This is a genomic window from Pseudomonas sp. R151218B TE3479 (assembly GCF_053629195.1).
Map to the genome: position 1 here is coordinate 1,132,046 of NZ_JBRJHV010000001.1, position 17,192 is coordinate 1,149,237.

At 58.4% G+C, this 17,192-nt stretch carries 14 protein-coding genes, 2 tRNA genes and 1 rRNA gene; 7 read left to right on the forward strand and 10 right to left on the reverse strand.

All coding sequences use genetic code 11. The features are described from left to right. Positions 1-93 precede the first annotated feature (93 nt). Both trpB and trpA read left to right on the forward strand, forming a co-directional pair. On the forward strand, positions 94-1,326 hold the full coding sequence (gene trpB / locus AB7M32_RS05200) for a tryptophan synthase subunit beta (RefSeq protein ID WP_053127073.1): 1,233 nt from the start codon (positions 94-96) through the stop codon (positions 1,324-1,326). Further along, positions 1,326-2,138 carry a tryptophan synthase subunit alpha gene (gene trpA, locus AB7M32_RS05205; protein WP_454249272.1) on the forward strand — a complete coding sequence of 271 codons (813 nt, stop codon included), beginning with the start codon at positions 1,326-1,328 and terminating at the stop codon, positions 2,136-2,138. The genes trpB and trpA overlap by 1 nt, the downstream gene beginning before the upstream one ends. 99 nt (positions 2,139-2,237) lie before the next feature. Here the strand turns inward: trpA and AB7M32_RS05210 are convergent, their stop codons facing one another. The 10 genes from AB7M32_RS05210 to AB7M32_RS05255 all read right to left on the reverse strand — a co-directional run bounded on the left by AB7M32_RS05210 (position 2,238) and on the right by AB7M32_RS05255 (position 12,053). After that, positions 2,238-4,199, reverse strand: a complete 1,962-nt coding sequence (locus AB7M32_RS05210) for a DUF7844 domain-containing protein (RefSeq protein ID WP_454249273.1) — start codon at positions 4,197-4,199, stop codon at positions 2,238-2,240. Beyond that, positions 4,196-4,516 carry a DUF2388 domain-containing protein gene (locus AB7M32_RS05215; protein ID WP_454249274.1) on the reverse strand — a complete coding sequence of 107 codons (321 nt, stop codon included), beginning with the start codon at positions 4,514-4,516 and terminating at the stop codon, positions 4,196-4,198. The genes AB7M32_RS05210 and AB7M32_RS05215 overlap by 4 nt, the downstream gene beginning before the upstream one ends. A 27-nt stretch (positions 4,517-4,543) precedes the next feature. After that, complete coding sequence (locus AB7M32_RS05220; protein WP_072411230.1) at positions 4,544-4,852, reverse strand: DUF2388 domain-containing protein; 309 nt, start codon at positions 4,850-4,852, stop codon at positions 4,544-4,546. Between the two features lie 106 nt (positions 4,853-4,958). Beyond that, entirely contained in the window at positions 4,959-5,276 is a 318-nt protein-coding gene (locus tag AB7M32_RS05225; protein WP_003196441.1) for a DUF2388 domain-containing protein, read from the reverse strand. A 321-nt stretch (positions 5,277-5,597) separates the two neighbouring features. Next, positions 5,598-5,813, reverse strand: a complete 216-nt coding sequence (locus tag AB7M32_RS05230; RefSeq protein WP_003187014.1) for a DUF1127 domain-containing protein — start codon at positions 5,811-5,813, stop codon at positions 5,598-5,600. 319 nt (positions 5,814-6,132) lie between these two features. Continuing rightward, positions 6,133-7,626, reverse strand: coding sequence for an acetyl-CoA hydrolase/transferase family protein (locus AB7M32_RS05235; RefSeq protein WP_454249275.1), 1,494 nt, complete (start codon positions 7,624-7,626; stop codon positions 6,133-6,135). Positions 7,627-7,825: 199 nt separating this feature from the next. Then, positions 7,826-9,262, reverse strand: coding sequence for an NAD(P)(+) transhydrogenase (Re/Si-specific) subunit beta (locus tag AB7M32_RS05240; protein ID WP_186708190.1), 1,437 nt, complete (start codon positions 9,260-9,262; stop codon positions 7,826-7,828). Next, on the reverse strand, positions 9,262-9,585 hold the full coding sequence (locus tag AB7M32_RS05245; RefSeq protein ID WP_003187010.1) for an NAD(P) transhydrogenase subunit alpha: 324 nt from the start codon (positions 9,583-9,585) through the stop codon (positions 9,262-9,264). The genes AB7M32_RS05240 and AB7M32_RS05245 overlap by 1 nt, the downstream gene beginning before the upstream one ends. A gap of 15 nt (positions 9,586-9,600) precedes the next feature. After that, entirely contained in the window at positions 9,601-10,722 is a 1,122-nt protein-coding gene (locus AB7M32_RS05250) for a Re/Si-specific NAD(P)(+) transhydrogenase subunit alpha (protein ID WP_060739788.1), read from the reverse strand. 434 nt (positions 10,723-11,156) lie between these two features. Next, on the reverse strand, positions 11,157-12,053 hold the full coding sequence (locus AB7M32_RS05255; protein ID WP_454249276.1) for a LysR family transcriptional regulator: 897 nt from the start codon (positions 12,051-12,053) through the stop codon (positions 11,157-11,159). A 156-nt stretch (positions 12,054-12,209) separates the two neighbouring features. Between AB7M32_RS05255 and AB7M32_RS05260 the strand changes: the two genes are divergently transcribed. The 5 genes from AB7M32_RS05260 (at position 12,210) to AB7M32_RS05280 (ending at position 17,088) form a co-directional block, all read left to right on the forward strand. Next, on the forward strand, positions 12,210-13,391 hold the full coding sequence (locus AB7M32_RS05260) for an acyl-CoA dehydrogenase (RefSeq protein WP_014335919.1): 1,182 nt from the start codon (positions 12,210-12,212) through the stop codon (positions 13,389-13,391). 13 nt (positions 13,392-13,404) lie between these two features. After that, a complete protein-coding gene (locus tag AB7M32_RS05265; RefSeq protein WP_072411243.1) occupies positions 13,405-14,625 on the forward strand; it encodes a CaiB/BaiF CoA transferase family protein in 1,221 nt (406 codons plus the stop codon). Between the two features lie 640 nt (positions 14,626-15,265). Next, positions 15,266-16,802 (forward strand): 16S ribosomal RNA (locus AB7M32_RS05270). Between the two features lie 123 nt (positions 16,803-16,925). Further along, positions 16,926-17,002, forward strand: a tRNA-Ile gene (locus tag AB7M32_RS05275). A 10-nt stretch (positions 17,003-17,012) separates the two neighbouring features. Beyond that, a tRNA-Ala gene (locus AB7M32_RS05280) sits at positions 17,013-17,088 on the forward strand. Positions 17,089-17,192 lie beyond the last annotated feature (104 nt).

The following is a 17,192-nucleotide window of genomic DNA, read 5'->3' on the forward strand; positions in this document are numbered from 1 at the left end:
GACAGGTTGTGGCGATCTTATCGGTTTTCACTGGGGGATGTCAGGGGTAGAGTGAGCCTCATAGTCTTTCAACGCATTTGCCTGGAGCGCCCGATGACCCAGCCTACGACCCCTTTCAACCTGCGCAGCGGCCCCGACGCCAACGGCCTGTTCGGTGCATTCGGCGGCCGCTATGTGGCCGAGACCCTGATGCCGCTGATCCTTGATCTGGCCCGTGAATACGAAGTGGCGAAGGAAGATCCGGCCTTCATTGAGGAATTGGCCTACTTCCAACGTGACTACGTCGGTCGCCCAAGCCCGCTCTACTTCGCCGAGCGCCTGACCGAATATTGCGGCGGCGCCAAGATCTACCTGAAGCGTGAAGAGCTGAACCACACCGGTGCGCACAAGATCAACAACTGCATCGGCCAGATCTTGCTGGCGCGACGCATGGGCAAGAAACGCATCATCGCCGAGACCGGCGCCGGCATGCACGGCGTGGCCACCGCCACCGTGGCCGCGCGTTTCGGCCTGGATTGCGTGATCTACATGGGCACCACCGACATCGAGCGCCAGCAGGCCAACGTGTTCCGCATGAAGCTGCTGGGTGCCGAAGTGATCCCGGTGGTCGCCGGTACCGGCACGCTGAAGGACGCAATGAACGAGGCCCTGCGCGACTGGGTCACCAACGTCGACAGCACGTTCTACCTGATCGGCACCGTGGCTGGCCCGCATCCGTATCCGGCCATGGTGCGCGACTTCCAGGCCGTGATCGGCAAGGAAACCCGCGATCAACTGCAAGCCCAGGAAGGTCGCCTGCCGGATAGCCTGGTGGCATGCATCGGCGGCGGCTCCAACGCCATGGGCCTGTTCCACCCGTTCCTGGACGACAAGAGTGTCGAGATCATCGGCGTCGAAGCCGCCGGTTATGGCATCGAGACCGGTAAGCATGCGGCGAGCCTGAACGGTGGCGTTCCGGGTGTACTGCACGGCAACCGCACCTTCCTGTTGCAGGACGACGACGGCCAGATCATCGATGCCCATTCGATTTCCGCGGGTCTCGACTACCCCGGTATCGGCCCGGAACATGCCTGGTTGCACGACATTGGTCGCGTCCAGTACACCTCGGTGACCGACGCCGAAGCCCTGGAAGCCTTTCACAAATGCTGTCGCTTGGAAGGGATCATTCCTGCACTGGAAAGCGCCCATGCCCTGGCGGAAGTGTTCAAGCGCGCACCCAACCTGCCGAAAGATCACCTGATGGTGGTCAACCTGTCCGGCCGCGGCGACAAAGACATGCAAACCGTGATGCACCACATGGAACAGTCCCAGCAGGAGAAACACTGATGAGCCGCCTGCAAACCCGTTTTGCCGAACTCAAGGAACAGAACCGCGCCGCCCTGGTCACTTTCGTCACGGCCGGCGATCCGAACTACGACACGTCGCTGGCGATTCTCAAGGGGCTGCCGGTGGCCGGTGCTGACGTGATCGAGTTGGGCATGCCGTTCACCGACCCGATGGCCGATGGCCCGGCGATCCAGTTGGCGAATATTCGTGCCTTGGGCGCCCAGCAGAACCTGGCGAAAACCCTGCAGATGGTTCGCGAGTTCCGTAAGGACAATACCGAGACGCCGCTGGTGCTGATGGGCTACTTCAACCCGATCCACCGTTATGGTGTGCAGCGTTTCATCGGCGAAGCGCTGGATTGCGGTGTCGATGGCCTGATCGTTGTGGACATGCCGCCCGAGCACAACAGCGAACTGTGCGAACCGGCCCAGGCGGCTGGCCTGGATTTCATCCGCCTGACGACGCCGACCACCGACGATGTGCGTTTGCCGACGGTGCTTAACGGCAGTTCGGGTTTTGTGTACTACGTGTCGGTGGCGGGCGTGACCGGTGCCGGTGCCGCGACGCTGGAGCATGTGGAAGAGGCCGTGGCGCGTCTGCGTCGCCATACCGATCTGCCCATCAGCATTGGTTTCGGTATTCGTACGCCGGAGCAGGCTGCCGCCATCGCACGATTGGCCGATGGGGTGGTGGTGGGCTCGGCGCTGATCGACCATATCGCCAGCGCCGAAACATCGGAACAGGCAATTGATGGGGTGTTGAGCTTGTGTGCCGCCCTGGCCGATGGTGTGCGCAAGGCGCGTCTCAGCTGATTTGATTCTGCTGACAGCCACGAAAAAAGGGTTCAGAACGGGGTTCTGAACCCTTTTTTTATTCCACCAGGAGCAGTCTTGACGCTGCTCTTTGCAGGGTCAAGGCAACTCCAACCCGCCTCCGGCCTTGTGCAGCTTGCGCAAGTGCTCGCCGATCTCTTTCACATTGGCCTCGCTCGCCGCAATTTCAGCCGCGCGGCTCGGCTCGAGCAACGCCCGGACTTCCTTGTCCAGATCGCCTGTCAGTGTTTGCAGTTGTTTCTGCCGTAAGCTGCTTTCCGATTCCAGGCGTTGCCACTCGCTGGGTTGAGGCAAGCCGTAGCCGCTGCTGCCCAGCAGTTCGGCCGGGCGGCTCAGGAAACCGCTGTTGGCGAGGATCTGCTGCAGCGTCGCATTGGCCCTTTCCATACCACCGTTCTGCAATTCACGGGCGCCGAGGTAGCGCTGTTTGACTTCATCCTGCGCCAACAACAATTGTCGGCGATAACTGGCTTGTTCCAGCAGCAACAACGCCGCGCTGGTACGCAGGTCGGCCTGTTCGAACCATACGCGGCGTTCGGCGGCGTCCAGGGCCAGCCAGTCTTCCACCGTTTGTTGCTTGATCGGCAGATATTTCTTCAGCACATCGAACATCGCCTGATACCGCTCGCGGAATGAGTCGAAGCGGTAGCCCAGCCGCAAGGCTTCCTTGGGATCATCCAGTACGCTGGTATCCGCCAGGCCCCGGCCCTTGAGTACCTCCAGCAGGCCGTTGGGCATGATGCTGTCCAGGCCCTTGAGTTGCTCGTTATTGCTGCCGCTGCGCAATAGTTTCAAGCTCTCCACGGCGCAGTTATTGGACAGGAAGTAATAGTTGCCGTCGTAGCTCCAGTGCATTTCGGCTGCATGCTCGACCGTTTCCTCGATCTCGGTGCGCGACAGGTTCAGCGGCACCGATGCCAGGCTGCGCAGTTCGGTCTTGGTGTATTCATCGATCACCTGGGCCAACGGCAATACAAACAGGCGCGACGGGTATTTGCCGACCAGCCCGTCCCAGCTCGACAACTGCACATCGCCCACGAAGGCGCGGTATGACAGCACCAGGTGTTGGTCCAGATCCAGTCGGCAGTCCGGGCCACGTGGGCGGCCCGGTGCGCAGATCACCAGCCGGAGCATGCTGTGGCCCCAGCGGCTCACCCAGTTCTGATTGGCCTCGGCCAGCAGGTAATCAATGGCATAGACCCGTTCTGGATCGACCTTGCCCAGCGGTGTCTTGGCGAAGTCGTTTCCAGCGTTGAGGAAGGCGAACGATTGGGCGCAGGTGTCCTTGGCGGCGGGGGCCCATCCGAAGTGTTCCTGGTAATAGCGATATAGGGCGGGGCGTCGGCAGGCATAGCTGGAGTCCAGGAGAAAGTACTCCATGTTGACCGCGACGAATTCCTTGGGGCTGCTCGTTTCATAGAGATCCGGGCTGCGGGCGACCTGGCGGTTGTGCTGTTCCCGTTCACCGCGACGGCCGACGTATTGTGGCCAGCCGGCGAGGTCCAACAAACGAGGATCATCGCTGAGGGTGAAACGGCGGTCGTTCTGGCCCCGGCATTCATCGGGAAGTCCGATCAACCCGGCGCTGCTGTTGCGTCGAGTGCAACGCTGGATCAGTGCGCGCTCGGCCTCTGGCCATAGACGCGAGCGGTCATAGATGTGGGTCAGTTCGTGCAGGACCGTGGCGAGCATTTCCCGGCGCACGGTGCCGTGGGGGCGATGGGTCTTTTGCGTCGCGGCGCTGCCGTCGACAAGGCTGTCGAGCAGGTTGCTATTGAGGTCCAGTTGCGACACCAGCGAGGCCTGGCCGTAGGCATTGGCGGGCATCTGGTCGGTCCAGCCGACATCGATGCGTCGGTCCAGCCGCTCGATGAAGCGCGGCGGCAGGGCCTGCATGGCTTCATCGAGCAGCGCCTGGCTGGCTTGCTGTTGCGCCGGGCTCAAGCCGTCGACGTTGAGGTGCAATTGCAGGCCGGCCTGGGCCATGCTGCCCGTGAGCAGCAAGACCCCGGCCGCCAGCCAGGCGGCGAACCGCCTCACAATGCGAGGATGGCTTCGGCGAGAACCTGGTCACTGGCGTCGCGGGCTTCCGGCACGCGGCTGCGCAAGGTGTCGAAGGCGGCCTCGAGATGAGCGCCACGAATTTCACCATTGCTGGCGACAAAACTGGCTGCATCGTCATGGGCTTCGCGGACGATTTTCGAATCACGGATGGACGTGGTGGTGTCGGAAGTGAAATCGATCGTGCGCTGGGAAGCGCGAACGATGATGTTACTGGTGGCTACCAGGGTATGTGCCTGGGCCACATCGGCCAACACCAGCAGGCCTAAGGCGGCAGCAATCAGCGGGCTACGCATGGAACGACTCCGGAAAAATAAGGATAACTATTGGACGAGAATTGCCTGTGCCAGTTCAAGGTCGCTGACGTGAAGTTTTGGTTGGGTCCGGCGCAGGTAATCCAGGGCCGATTCCAATTGTGCACCTCGCAGTTTCCCGTCGCTGGCGACGAATGCCGCAGCATCATCGTGAGCGGCGACGATCAGTTTATGGTCGAAGGGCGCGGAGGTCACCATGCTCGTGGCATAGCCGCTGACCACCACTTGCTGGGTGGACACATCGAAGGCATGGGCCGGAGCAGACCAGCAAGAAACGATGAAGAAAGACGCGATGAACAGATCTGAGTAGAAACGCATGGGACTCGACGGTTGATGGCGAGTTTGAAGGCTAGCGCAAACCTGCGGGCCAGAGCCAGCGCTGAAACATCGGAACACCATTTGGTGCCCGATGTTTCATGTTGCATCAGATCACCAGGATGGCCTGGGCCAATTGTGCATCGGTGGCGTTGAGCTGCGGTGCCTGCTGGCGGATGTAATCCAGGGCACTTTCCAGTTTTACACCACGGATGGCGCCTTCGCTGGCTACGAAGCTGGCGGCGTCATCACGGGCGGCTTGAACGATCTTGTTGTCACGCAGGGATGAGGTTGCATCGGAGGTCACGTCAGAGGTGGCCTTGAGTGCTCCGACGATGGAGTCGGTGGTGACGATGAAGCTGCTGGCGTTGGAGTGGGCGGCTACGGCCAGCAGGGCAACTGCGCTGAGCAGGCGAAGACGGATCATGATGAAACTCCTTGAATGATGGGGTGATGCCGGTGCGTGTAGCTGGAAGAGGAGACGCATGCTCGACTCGCTTCGCCACGTTCGCTTCGATATTAGGGCAGGAACGCGTTGGCCGACAGCCCTGCGACAGTCATTGGCTGCAGGGTGTCGGCCTACTGTACTGGTATGTTTTATGTGTTGTTTAAACTGTTATACCTCCAAGGTTTTCTTCAAAATCAGGCCCGGAAACGACAAGACCCGTCGCGGTTACCCGCGACGGGTCTTGTGTGTTCAATTCGGTGCTGGCGGTGGACCCGGTGGGTCAGGGCCAGCGACGCTGAGTTAGCGCCAGAACGGCTTGCTCAGCTCTTCGTAGCGTTGTGCTTCGCTGATACCGGCATCAGCCAGCAGGCGCGAATCCAGACGAGCCAGTTGGTGACGGCTGGCGATGCGGCGCTGCCACAACATCAGGTTAGCGATAACGCGAAGAGGCAGGGAAGCCTGGTTTTTTTCAGCTTTGTCTTCGAAAAACAGCTCGGAACTGAGTGTACGTTCCATGGTTGACATCCTTCCGCTTGTGGCGGGATTAGGTAGTGGTTTGACTGGTGCCCATGATCCTCTCGTTTGGCGAGTCTCTCTAGATACAGTTCACCTGTAATGTGAGAGACCAGTTAACTGTTAAAGAGCGGTGTACTGGTCAATATTGAGGCAACTGTACCTGTCCGCACAATATTAGTGCGTTTTGGCATGGTGCTGGGTGTTTTGTGGGAAAAGACTGTAAGAAAACACCGGTACAGCAGTACAGTTTTTGCTGGTTTAGGCGCGGATGAGGGCCCTCAACCAAAACTGTATTTGCGATAGCGGTGATCCAGCTGTATCAGACGGCCAACATGTATCCGGTTTCTTCGAGGTTCAGGTGCCAACTCAGTGCATCGCGCAGAATATGCGGGGTATGTCCGCCCACGGCGCACGCGGCGTCGAAATACTCATTCAAGGCCTGGCGGTAGGTGGGGTGCACGCAATTGTCGATGATCACTCGCGCGCGTTCCCTTGGCGCCAGGCCCCGCAGGTCGGCCAGGCCGATCTCGGTCACCAGGATGTCGACGTCATGTTCGGTATGGTCCACATGGCTGACCATCGGCACGACACTGGAAATGGCCCCACCCTTGGCAATCGACTTGGTGACGAAAATCGCCAGGTGAGCATTGCGGGCGAAATCCCCCGAGCCGCCGATGCCATTCATCATCCGCGTGCCGCAGACATGGGTGGAGTTGACGTTGCCGTATAGGTCGAACTCCAGTGCGGTATTGATAGCAATGATGCCCAGGCGACGTACGACCTCGGGATGGTTGGAGATTTCCTGCGGGCGCAGGACCAGTTTGTCCTTGTACCTTTCCAGGTTTCCAAACACGTCGGCATTACGTCGACCCGACAGCGTGATCGAGCTGCCGGAGGCGAAACTCAGCTTGCCGGCGTCGATCAGGTCAAATGTCGAGTCCTGCAAAACCTCGGAATACATGGTCAGGTCTTCGAACGGGGAATCGATCAGTCCGCACATCACGGCATTCGCGATGTTGCCGATCCCGGCCTGCAACGGCCCGAGCTTGTTGGTCATGCGTCCGGCCGAAACCTCCTGCTTGAAGAAATCGATCAGGTGATCCGCAATGGCCTGGGTGTCGCTGTCCGGCGGCGCGACGGTCGAAGGCGAGTCCCCTTGGTTGGTAATGACAATGGCGACGATTTTTTCCGGCGGGATCGCAATGGCGGGGCAGCCAATACGGTCGTCGACTTTCACCAGGGGGATAGGTGTACGGGTGGGGCGATAGGTCGGGATATAGATGTCGTGCAGCCCTTCCAGATTCGGGTTGTGAGCCAGGTTGATTTCGATGATCACTTGTCGGGCGAAAATGGCGAAGCTGGCTGAGTTACCCACCGATGTGGTGGGTACGATATGTCCTTGCTCGGTAATGGCCACGGCTTCGATCACGGCGATATCGGGCAGTTTGAGCTGGCCGTTGCGCAGTTGCTCGACAGTTTCCGAGAGATGTTGATCGATGAACATCACCTCGCCTGCGTTGATCGCCTTGCGCAGCGTGCTGTCGACCTGGAACGGCATGCGCCGCGCCAGTACACCGGCTTCGGTGAGCTCCTTGTCGAGGTCATTGCCCAGGCTTGCACCGGTCATCAGGCTGATCTTCAACGGGGTGATCTTGGCGCGTTCAGCCAGGGCGTGGGGCACTGCTTTCGCTTCTCCGGCGCGGGTAAAGCCGCTCATGCCGACGGTCATGCCGTCCTGAATCAACAAGGCTGCGTCGGCAGCGCTCATCACTTTATTCAATAACGAAGGCAAGCGGATGCGATCACGGTACATAGGTGGTTATCTCGGGCTGGAAAGCAAGATGCGCAGTCTAGTGAATTAGCGCTGTGCCCGACCCGCTACAAAGGTCGCATTTCAGGCGTCTATTACGGGCGTTTCGGACAAAACATCATTACCGGATCGGTAATATTTTGCCTTGATACAAATCAAAACGCCCCGACAGGTCGGGGCGTTTTGGGTAAAGCGGCGAGGGTTATTCCACCGCTTTGACCATGTCTTCGATGACCTTCTTGGCGTCACCGAACACCATCATGGTCTTGTCGAGATAGAACAGCTCGTTGTCCAGGCCCGCATAGCCGCTGGCCATCGAGCGTTTATTGACAATGATGGTCTTGGCCTTGAACGCTTCGAGAATCGGCATGCCGGCAATCGGCGACTTCGGATCGTTCTTCGCCGCGGGGTTGACCACGTCGTTGGCGCCCAGCACCAGCACCACGTCGGCCTGGCCGAACTCGGAGTTGATGTCCTCCATCTCGAACACCTGATCGTAAGGCACTTCGGCCTCGGCCAGCAGGACGTTCATGTGCCCGGGCATGCGACCGGCCACCGGGTGGATCGCGTATTTGACGGTCACCCCGTGGTGGGTCAACTTCTCGGTCAGCTCTTTAAGCGCGTGCTGCGCCCGGGCCACCGCCAGGCCATAGCCTGGCACGATGATCACGGTATCGGCGTTGGTCAGCAGGAAGGTCGCGTCGTCAGCCGAGCCGGATTTCACCGGACGGGCTTCTTTGGAGCCTGCCGGGCCAGCAGCATCTGCGGTATTGCCGAAGCCGCCGAGCAGCACGTTGAAGAACGAACGGTTCATCGCCTTGCACATGATGTACGAGAGGATCGCACCGCTCGAGCCCACCAGAGAACCGGCAATGATCAGCATCGAGTTGTTCAGCGAGAAGCCGATACCCGCTGCGGCCCAGCCGGAATAGCTGTTGAGCATCGACACCACCACCGGCATGTCCGCGCCGCCGATCGGGATGATGATCAGCACACCCAGTACAAAGGCCAGGGCCAGCATCAAGGCGAACGCGCCGAGGTTGCCGGTGAACATGAAGGTCAGGCCCAGGCCCAGCGTCGCCAGACCCAGGATCAGGTTGAGCTTGTGCTGGCCACCAAACTGTACCGGTGCGCCCTGGAACAGGCGGAACTTGTACTTGCCCGAAAGCTTGCCGAACGCGATCACCGAACCGGAGAAGGTGATTGCGCCAATGGCCGCGCCGAGGAACAGCTCCAGACGGTTACCGGCTGGAATCGAATCACCCAGTTGCTTGACGATGCCCAGGGATTGCGGCTCGACGACAGCCGCGATGGCGATGAACACCGCCGCTAGGCCGATCATGCTGTGCATGAACGCCACCAGCTCCGGCATCTTGGTCATTTCGACGCGCTTGGCCATGATCGAGCCGGCGGTACCGCCGACCAGCAGGCCGACGATGACGTAGCCGATGCCGGCGGTCGCCAGTTCGGCCCCCAGTTTGTAGATGAGGCCCACAGTGGTCAGCACCGCCAGCGCCATGCCGAGCATGCCGAACAGGTTGCCTCGGCGGGAGGTGGTGGGGTGCGACAGGCCTTTGAGGGCCTGGATGAAGCAGATCGACGCGATCAGGTAGAGCGTCGTTACCAGGTTCATGCTCATTACTTGGGCGCCTCTTCTTTTACGGCTTTCGGGGCTTTTTTCTTGAACATCTCAAGCATGCGGCGCGTCACGAGGAAGCCACCGAAGACGTTCACCGCAGCCAGGGCCACGGCGAGGGTGCCCATGGTCTTGCCCAAAGGGGTCACGGTCAGGGCGGCGGCGAGCATGGCGCCGACGATCACGATCGCCGAAATGGCGTTGGTCACTGCCATCAACGGCGTGTGCAGCGCGGGTGTCACGTTCCAGACCACGTGGTAACCGACATAAATCGCCAGCACGAAGATGATCAGGTTGTAGATACCGGGGGAGATAAGCTCTTCCATTGTCTGAATCCCTGCTTAGGCGTTTTTGCGGATGACTTGGCCGTCGCGGCACATCAGGCACGCGGCGACGATGTCGTCTTCCAGGTTCACGTCGAACTGACCTTCCTTGGTGAAGACCAGCTTCAGGAAGTCCAGCAGGTTACGGGCGTACAGCGCCGAAGCGTCGGCCGCGACTTCACCGGCCAGGTTGGTCGGGCCGCAAATGGTCACGCCATTCTCGATCACGACCTGATCAGCCACGGTCAGCGGGCAGTTACCGCCCTGGGCTGCCGCGAGGTCGATGACCACCGAGCCTGGTTTCATCTGCGCGACGGTTTCGGCGCTCAGCAATGTCGGCGCCTTGCGACCCGGAATCAGTGCGGTGGTGATGACGATGTCAGCCTGTTTGGCGCGCTCGTGCACGGCTTGGGCCTGGCGCTGCATCCAGCTGGCCGGCATCGGCCGGGCGTAACCGCCGACGCCGACGGCGCACTCACGTTCTTCGTCGGTCTCGTAAGGCACATCGACGAACTTCGCGCCGAGGGACTCGATTTGCTCCTTGACCGCCGGACGCACATCCGAAGCCTCGATCACAGCGCCCAGGCGCTTGGCCGTGGCAATCGCCTGCAGCCCGGCCACGCCTGCGCCGAGAATCAGCACGCGCGCGGCTTTCACGGTACCCGCGGCAGTCATCAGCATCGGCATGAAGCGCGGATAGTAGTGAGCGGCGAGCAACACGGCTTTGTAACCGGCGATGTTCGCTTGAGACGACAGCACATCCAGGCTCTGGGCGCGGGAAGTACGTGGCGCGGCCTCAAGTGCGAAAGCGGTAATGCCGCACTCGGCCAGCTTGGCGATGGTTTCGTTGTTGAACGGATTGAGCATGCCTACCAGAACGGTGCCGCTCTTGATCAGCGTCAGTTCGCTGTCGCTGGGGGCCACCACCTTGAGGATCAGCTCGGCCCCGAATGCATCACTGGCGCTGCCAATGGTTGCGCCCGCTGCCTCATAGGCACTGTCTATAACGCTGGCCTTGATACCGGCGCCGCTTTGGACAGTGACTTTATGGCCTTGGCCGATCAACTTCTTGATGGTTTCCGGGGTAGCAGCAACCCGTGTTTCACCCGTTTGGGTTTCGAGGGGAACACCAATGTGCACGTCAAATCTCCTGCGTGATCTTATTGAGTAAACCCAGGCACTTCGGATGGTGCGGCTGGGGCGGCCGATCAGCACGATCCCGCCAAACCAGGCGGGGCGCGGCATTTTGCAGGCGAAAATTCAGCCCTTCAAGGGATTATGACGGGTGACGGAAAATTAACTACAAGTCACCCTGTGACCGAATGTCGCAATTATCGATCGACAGCCCTTGTGGGCCGCGCTTTCCAAGGATTCAGGTTCAAATTGACAATTTTTCCCATCGGCCAGATGAATGAGCGCTGATGCGTTGCGCGATATGGCTCGAAGCCATGTATTTAGACGCTTTGGAGACTACTGCACGAACTTGATAACAGATTGACTGAATGCGACATAAACTTATATCTGTAGCGACTTTTGTTAGTTGACTACCTAAGTTGGTTTTTATTTTTTCCTTACTAATCAAGAAGATAACTGTTTGCTTGTTTCACGAGCCAATCACGAAAAGCTCGAAGGGAGGCGGATTCGACCTTTCGCTCTGGAATCATCAGGTAGTAGGCCTTGATGCTCGACAGCGCATTACGGTTGGCCACGACCAGTCGTTTCTCTGCCAATTCACGTTGAATCAAAAAGGGCGGAATCAGCGCGATACCCATGTCGTGCATAGCCGCTTGGGCGAGCATGGAGAATAGTTCATAACGCGGCCCTGTCAGGTCCCGCGCAATATTCAAGTTCTGGGCGTTGAACCACTGGCGCCACGCATACGGACGCGTGGTCTGCTGGAGCAAGGGCAGTTCGGCGATCGCCTCTGGTGTCAGGCCCTTGCGACCGTCTAGCAAGGTGGGGCTGCATACAGGCATCGGATTTTCGCCCATCAGCTTGTGGGATTCGGTACCGGACCAGTCCGCATCGCCAAAATAGATGGCGGCATCAAACTCGGTATCGGCAAAGAGAAAGGGGCGCGTGCGGTTGGTCAGGTTGACGGTAACTTCCGGATGCTGTTGCTGGAAGTCCTTGAGGCGTGGCAGCAGCCATTGGGTGCCGAAGGTCGGCACCACGGCCAGTTCGATTACGTTCGCACCGGTGTGCCCCATCACTGAAAGTGTGTCGCGCTCGACGGCATCCAGTTGGGTGGCAACGCGTCGGCTGTAGGAAAGACCTGCTTCGGTCAGTTTGACGCCGCGGCGCGAGCGTCGGAAAAGCTCCACGCTGAGGAAGTCCTCCAGGCTGGCAATCTGTCGGCAGATAGCGCCTTGCGTGAGAGAAAGCTCCTGCGCTGCCTTGGTGAAGCTTTCATGGCGCGCGGCAGCCTCGAAACTGACCAGCGCGGCGGTGCTGGGGATTTTACGGCGCATGTACGTAAGCCTCACTCAATGCCTATGTAAACGGGGTTCGTAGCGTTTACGGAGTGAGAAATTAGCACAGGTGAGTGCGTAATCCTCGTTTGCCCTTGTAGGAAACCGCGCCTAGGATCAATCCACGATTTTCATTTAATTGGCGAGGACTCTTTCATGGCCGGTAAAGCGAGCTTCAACTGGATCGATCCGTTGTTGCTGGATCAGCAGCTCACCGAAGAAGAACGCATGATCCGCGACACTGCCGAGCAGTTCGCCCAGCAGAAGCTCGCACCGCGAGTGTTGGAAGCGTTCCGTCATGAGAAAACCGACCCGGCGATTTTCCGTGAGATGGGTGAAGTCGGCCTGCTGGGGGCAACCATTCCTGAACAGTACGGCGGCAGTGGGTTGAACTATGTCAGCTATGGCCTGATCGCTCGTGAGGTAGAACGGGTCGATTCCGGTTATCGCTCGATGATGAGCGTGCAATCCTCGCTGGTCATGGTGCCGATCAACGAATTCGGGACTGAGGCGCAGAAACAGAAGTATTTGCCGAAGCTGGCGTCCGGTGAATGGATCGGCTGCTTTGGTCTGACTGAGCCGAACCATGGTTCCGACCCGGGTGCGATGATCACTCGTGCGCGCAAAGTGGAAGGCGGCTACAGCCTGACGGGCAGCAAGATGTGGATCACCAACAGCCCGATCGCTGACGTATTTGTCGTCTGGGGCAAGGACGACGCCGGTGATATCCGCGGCTTCGTTCTCGAAAAAGGCTGGAAGGGGCTGAGTGCGCCGGCTATTCATGGCAAGGTCGGGCTGCGCGCCTCGATCACTGGCGAAATCGTCATGGACAACGTATTCGTTCCGGAGGAGAACATCTTCCCGGATGTCCGTGGCCTGAAGGGCCCGTTTACTTGTCTGAACTCGGCGCGCTACGGCATCTCCTGGGGCGCCCTGGGAGCCGCTGAATTCTGCTGGCATACCGCACGCCAGTACACGCTGGACCGCCAGCAGTTTGGTCGTCCGCTCGCTGCAAATCAGTTGATCCAGAAGAAACTGGCCGATATGCAGACTGAAATCACGTTGGCCCTGCAGGGATGCCTGCGTCTGGGGCGTATGAAAGACGAGGGCACGGCGGCGGTCGAGATTACCTCGATCATGAAGCGCAACTCCTGCGGCAAGTCCCTGGATATCGCCCGCATGGCGCGGGACATGCTGGGCGGCAACGGCATTTCCGATGAATTCGGCATCGCGCGTCATCTGGTGAACCTGGAAGTTGTGAACACCTATGAAGGCACGCACGATGTGCATGCGCTGATTTTGGGGCGTGCGCAAACCGGTATCCAGGCGTTCTACTAACAGGAGAACGCTCATGGGCGCGCTTTCGCATCTGCGGGTATTGGATTTATCGAGGGTATTGGCCGGGCCGTGGGCCGGACAGATCCTGGCGGACCTGGGGGCTGATGTCATCAAGGTCGAGCGTCCCGGCAATGGTGACGATACGCGCGCCTGGGGGCCGCCCTTCCTGAAGGATGCCCGAGGCGAGAACACGACCGAGGCCGCTTACTATCTTTCAGCCAATCGCAATAAACAGTCGGTGACCATCGACTTCACGCGGCCGGAGGGGCAGCGGCTGGTACGAGAGCTGGCGGCCAAGTCCGACATCCTGATCGAGAACTTCAAAGTGGGCGGCCTGGCGGCGTATGGCTTGGATTATGACTCGCTAAAGTCGATCAATCCGCAATTGATCTATTGCTCGATAACCGGGTTTGGCCAGACCGGCCCTTACGCCAAGCGCGCCGGGTATGACTTCATGATCCAGGGGCTGGGGGGCTTGATGAGCCTGACTGGTCGCCCTGAAGGCGATGAGGGCGCGGGGCCGGTGAAGGTAGGGGTCGCGTTGACGGATATCCTCACGGGGCTGTATTCGACCGCTGCCATTCTGGCGGCGTTGGCCCATCGTGATCATGCTGGCGGCGGGCAGCACATCGATATGGCCCTGTTGGATGTTCAAGTGGCTTGCCTGGCCAATCAGGCGATGAACTACCTGACCACGGGCAATGCGCCGAAGCGGCTGGGTAATGCTCATCCGAACATCGTGCCTTATCAGGATTTCCCTACGGCTGATGGCGATTTCATCCTGACGGTGGGTAATGACGGCCAGTTCCGAAAGTTCGCTGAGGTTGCTGGTCAGCCGCAGTGGGCTGATGATCCGCGTTTTGCCACTAACAAGGTACGGGTGGCGAACCGGGCGGTATTGATTCCGTTGATTCGCCAGGCGACGGTGTTCAAGACCACCGCTGAATGGGTGACTCAGTTGGAGCAGGCGGGTGTGCCGTGTGGGCCCATCAACGACCTGGCCCAGGTGTTTGCCGATCCTCAGGTACAGGCTCGTGGGTTGGCGATGGAATTGCCTCACCTGCTGGCCGGTAAGGTGCCACAGGTGGCCAGTCCGATTCGACTGTCCGAAACGCCGGTGGAGTATCGCCATGCGCCTCCTTTATTAGGAGAGCACACGTTGGAGGTGCTGCAGCGAGTGTTGGGGTTGGACGAAGCTGCGGTGCTGGCGTTCAGAGAGGCTGGGGTCCTGTGAGTCTTCTCTTCTCTATAGAGGAGCGTGTTAAAGAGCAAAAGCAACAGGTTAGCCGGTGCTGCGCAACTTATTGATAGAAAAGCGAAATTAAGGGTTGACGGCAGATTCTGGAAGTCTATAATTCGCCCCACTTCCGGCGCAGTCGAAACGGAAAACTCCTTGAGATTCAATGAGTTAAGTAGGTTTCGAAGGTGCGGGGCTTCAGTTCATCGAAGTCCGGAAGGAGCGGGTAGAGCGGTGTTGTTTGGCTCTATCGGCGGTTCGATCTTCTCGGTCGAAAGCGGTGAAAAAGAGGTGTTGACAGCAGCGAGTAACGCTGTAGAATTCGCCTCCCGCTAACGAGAGATCGGAAGCGCAAGTGGTTGAAGTTGTTGAGGTTTCCGAAGCGAAACTTTGAAAATTTCTGAAAATAACCGCTTGACAGATGCACGGGGCGCTGTAGAATGCGCGCCTCGGTTGAGACGAAAGACTCAGCCAACCGCTCTTTAACAACTGAATCAAGCAATTCGTGTGGGTGCTTGTGGAGTCAGACTGCTAGTCAACAGATTATCAGCATCACAAGTTACTCCGCGAGAAATCAAAGATGTAACCAACGATTGCTGAGCCAAGTTTAGGGTTTTCTCAAAACCCAAAGATGTTTGAACTGAAGAGTTTGATCATGGCTCAGATTGAACGCTGGCGGCAGGCCTAACACATGCAAGTCGAGCGGTAGAGAGAAGCTTGCTTCTCTTGAGAGCGGCGGACGGGTGAGTAATGCCTAGGAATCTGCCTGGTAGTGGGGGATAACGCTCGGAAACGGACGCTAATACCGCATACGTCCTACGGGAGAAAGCAGGGGACCTTCGGGCCTTGCGCTATCAGATGAGCCTAGGTCGGATTAGCTAGTTGGTGAGGTAATGGCTCACCAAGGCGACGATCCGTAACTGGTCTGAGAGGATGATCAGTCACACTGGAACTGAGACACGGTCCAGACTCCTACGGGAGGCAGCAGTGGGGAATATTGGACAATGGGCGAAAGCCTGATCCAGCCATGCCGCGTGTGTGAAGAAGGTCTTCGGATTGTAAAGCACTTTAAGTTGGGAGGAAGGGCATTAACCTAATACGTTAGTGTTTTGACGTTACCGACAGAATAAGCACCGGCTAACTCTGTGCCAGCAGCCGCGGTAATACAGAGGGTGCAAGCGTTAATCGGAATTACTGGGCGTAAAGCGCGCGTAGGTGGTTCGTTAAGTTGGATGTGAAATCCCCGGGCTCAACCTGGGAACTGCATTCAAAACTGTCGAGCTAGAGTATGGTAGAGGGTGGTGGAATTTCCTGTGTAGCGGTGAAATGCGTAGATATAGGAAGGAACACCAGTGGCGAAGGCGACCACCTGGACTGATACTGACACTGAGGTGCGAAAGCGTGGGGAGCAAACAGGATTAGATACCCTGGTAGTCCACGCCGTAAACGATGTCAACTAGCCGTTGGGAGCCTTGAGCTCTTAGTGGCGCAGCTAACGCATTAAGTTGACCGCCTGGGGAGTACGGCCGCAAGGTTAAAACTCAAATGAATTGACGGGGGCCCGCACAAGCGGTGGAGCATGTGGTTTAATTCGAAGCAACGCGAAGAACCTTACCAGGCCTTGACATCCAATGAACTTTCCAGAGATGGATTGGTGCCTTCGGGAGCATTGAGACAGGTGCTGCATGGCTGTCGTCAGCTCGTGTCGTGAGATGTTGGGTTAAGTCCCGTAACGAGCGCAACCCTTGTCCTTAGTTACCAGCACGTTATGGTGGGCACTCTAAGGAGACTGCCGGTGACAAACCGGAGGAAGGTGGGGATGACGTCAAGTCATCATGGCCCTTACGGCCTGGGCTACACACGTGCTACAATGGTCGGTACAGAGGGTTGCCAAGCCGCGAGGTGGAGCTAATCCCACAAAACCGATCGTAGTCCGGATCGCAGTCTGCAACTCGACTGCGTGAAGTCGGAATCGCTAGTAATCGCGAATCAGAATGTCGCGGTGAATACGTTCCCGGGCCTTGTACACACCGCCCGTCACACCATGGGAGTGGGTTGCACCAGAAGTAGCTAGTCTAACCTTCGGGGGGACGGTTACCACGGTGTGATTCATGACTGGGGTGAAGTCGTAACAAGGTAGCCGTAGGGGAACCTGCGGCTGGATCACCTCCTTAATCGACGACCGCAGCTGCTTCATGAGCTCCCACACGAATTGCTTGATTCATTGAAGAAGACGATAGAAGCAGCTTTAAGCTCCAAGCTGATAGCTCACAGCTAACAGTTACAAGCTCGAAATTGGGTCTGTAGCTCAGTTGGTTAGAGCGCACCCCTGATAAGGGTGAGGTCGGCAGTTCGAATCTGCCCAGACCCACCAATTTTGTTATGGGGCCATAGCTCAGCTGGGAGAGCGCCTGCCTTGCACGCAGGAGGTCAGCGGTTCGATCCCGCTTGGCTCCACCATAAACTGCTTCTGAAAGCTTAGAAATGAGCATTCCATCAAGGTGATGGTGAATGTTGATTTCTAGTCTTTTGATTAGATCGTTCTTTAAAAATTTGGGTATGTG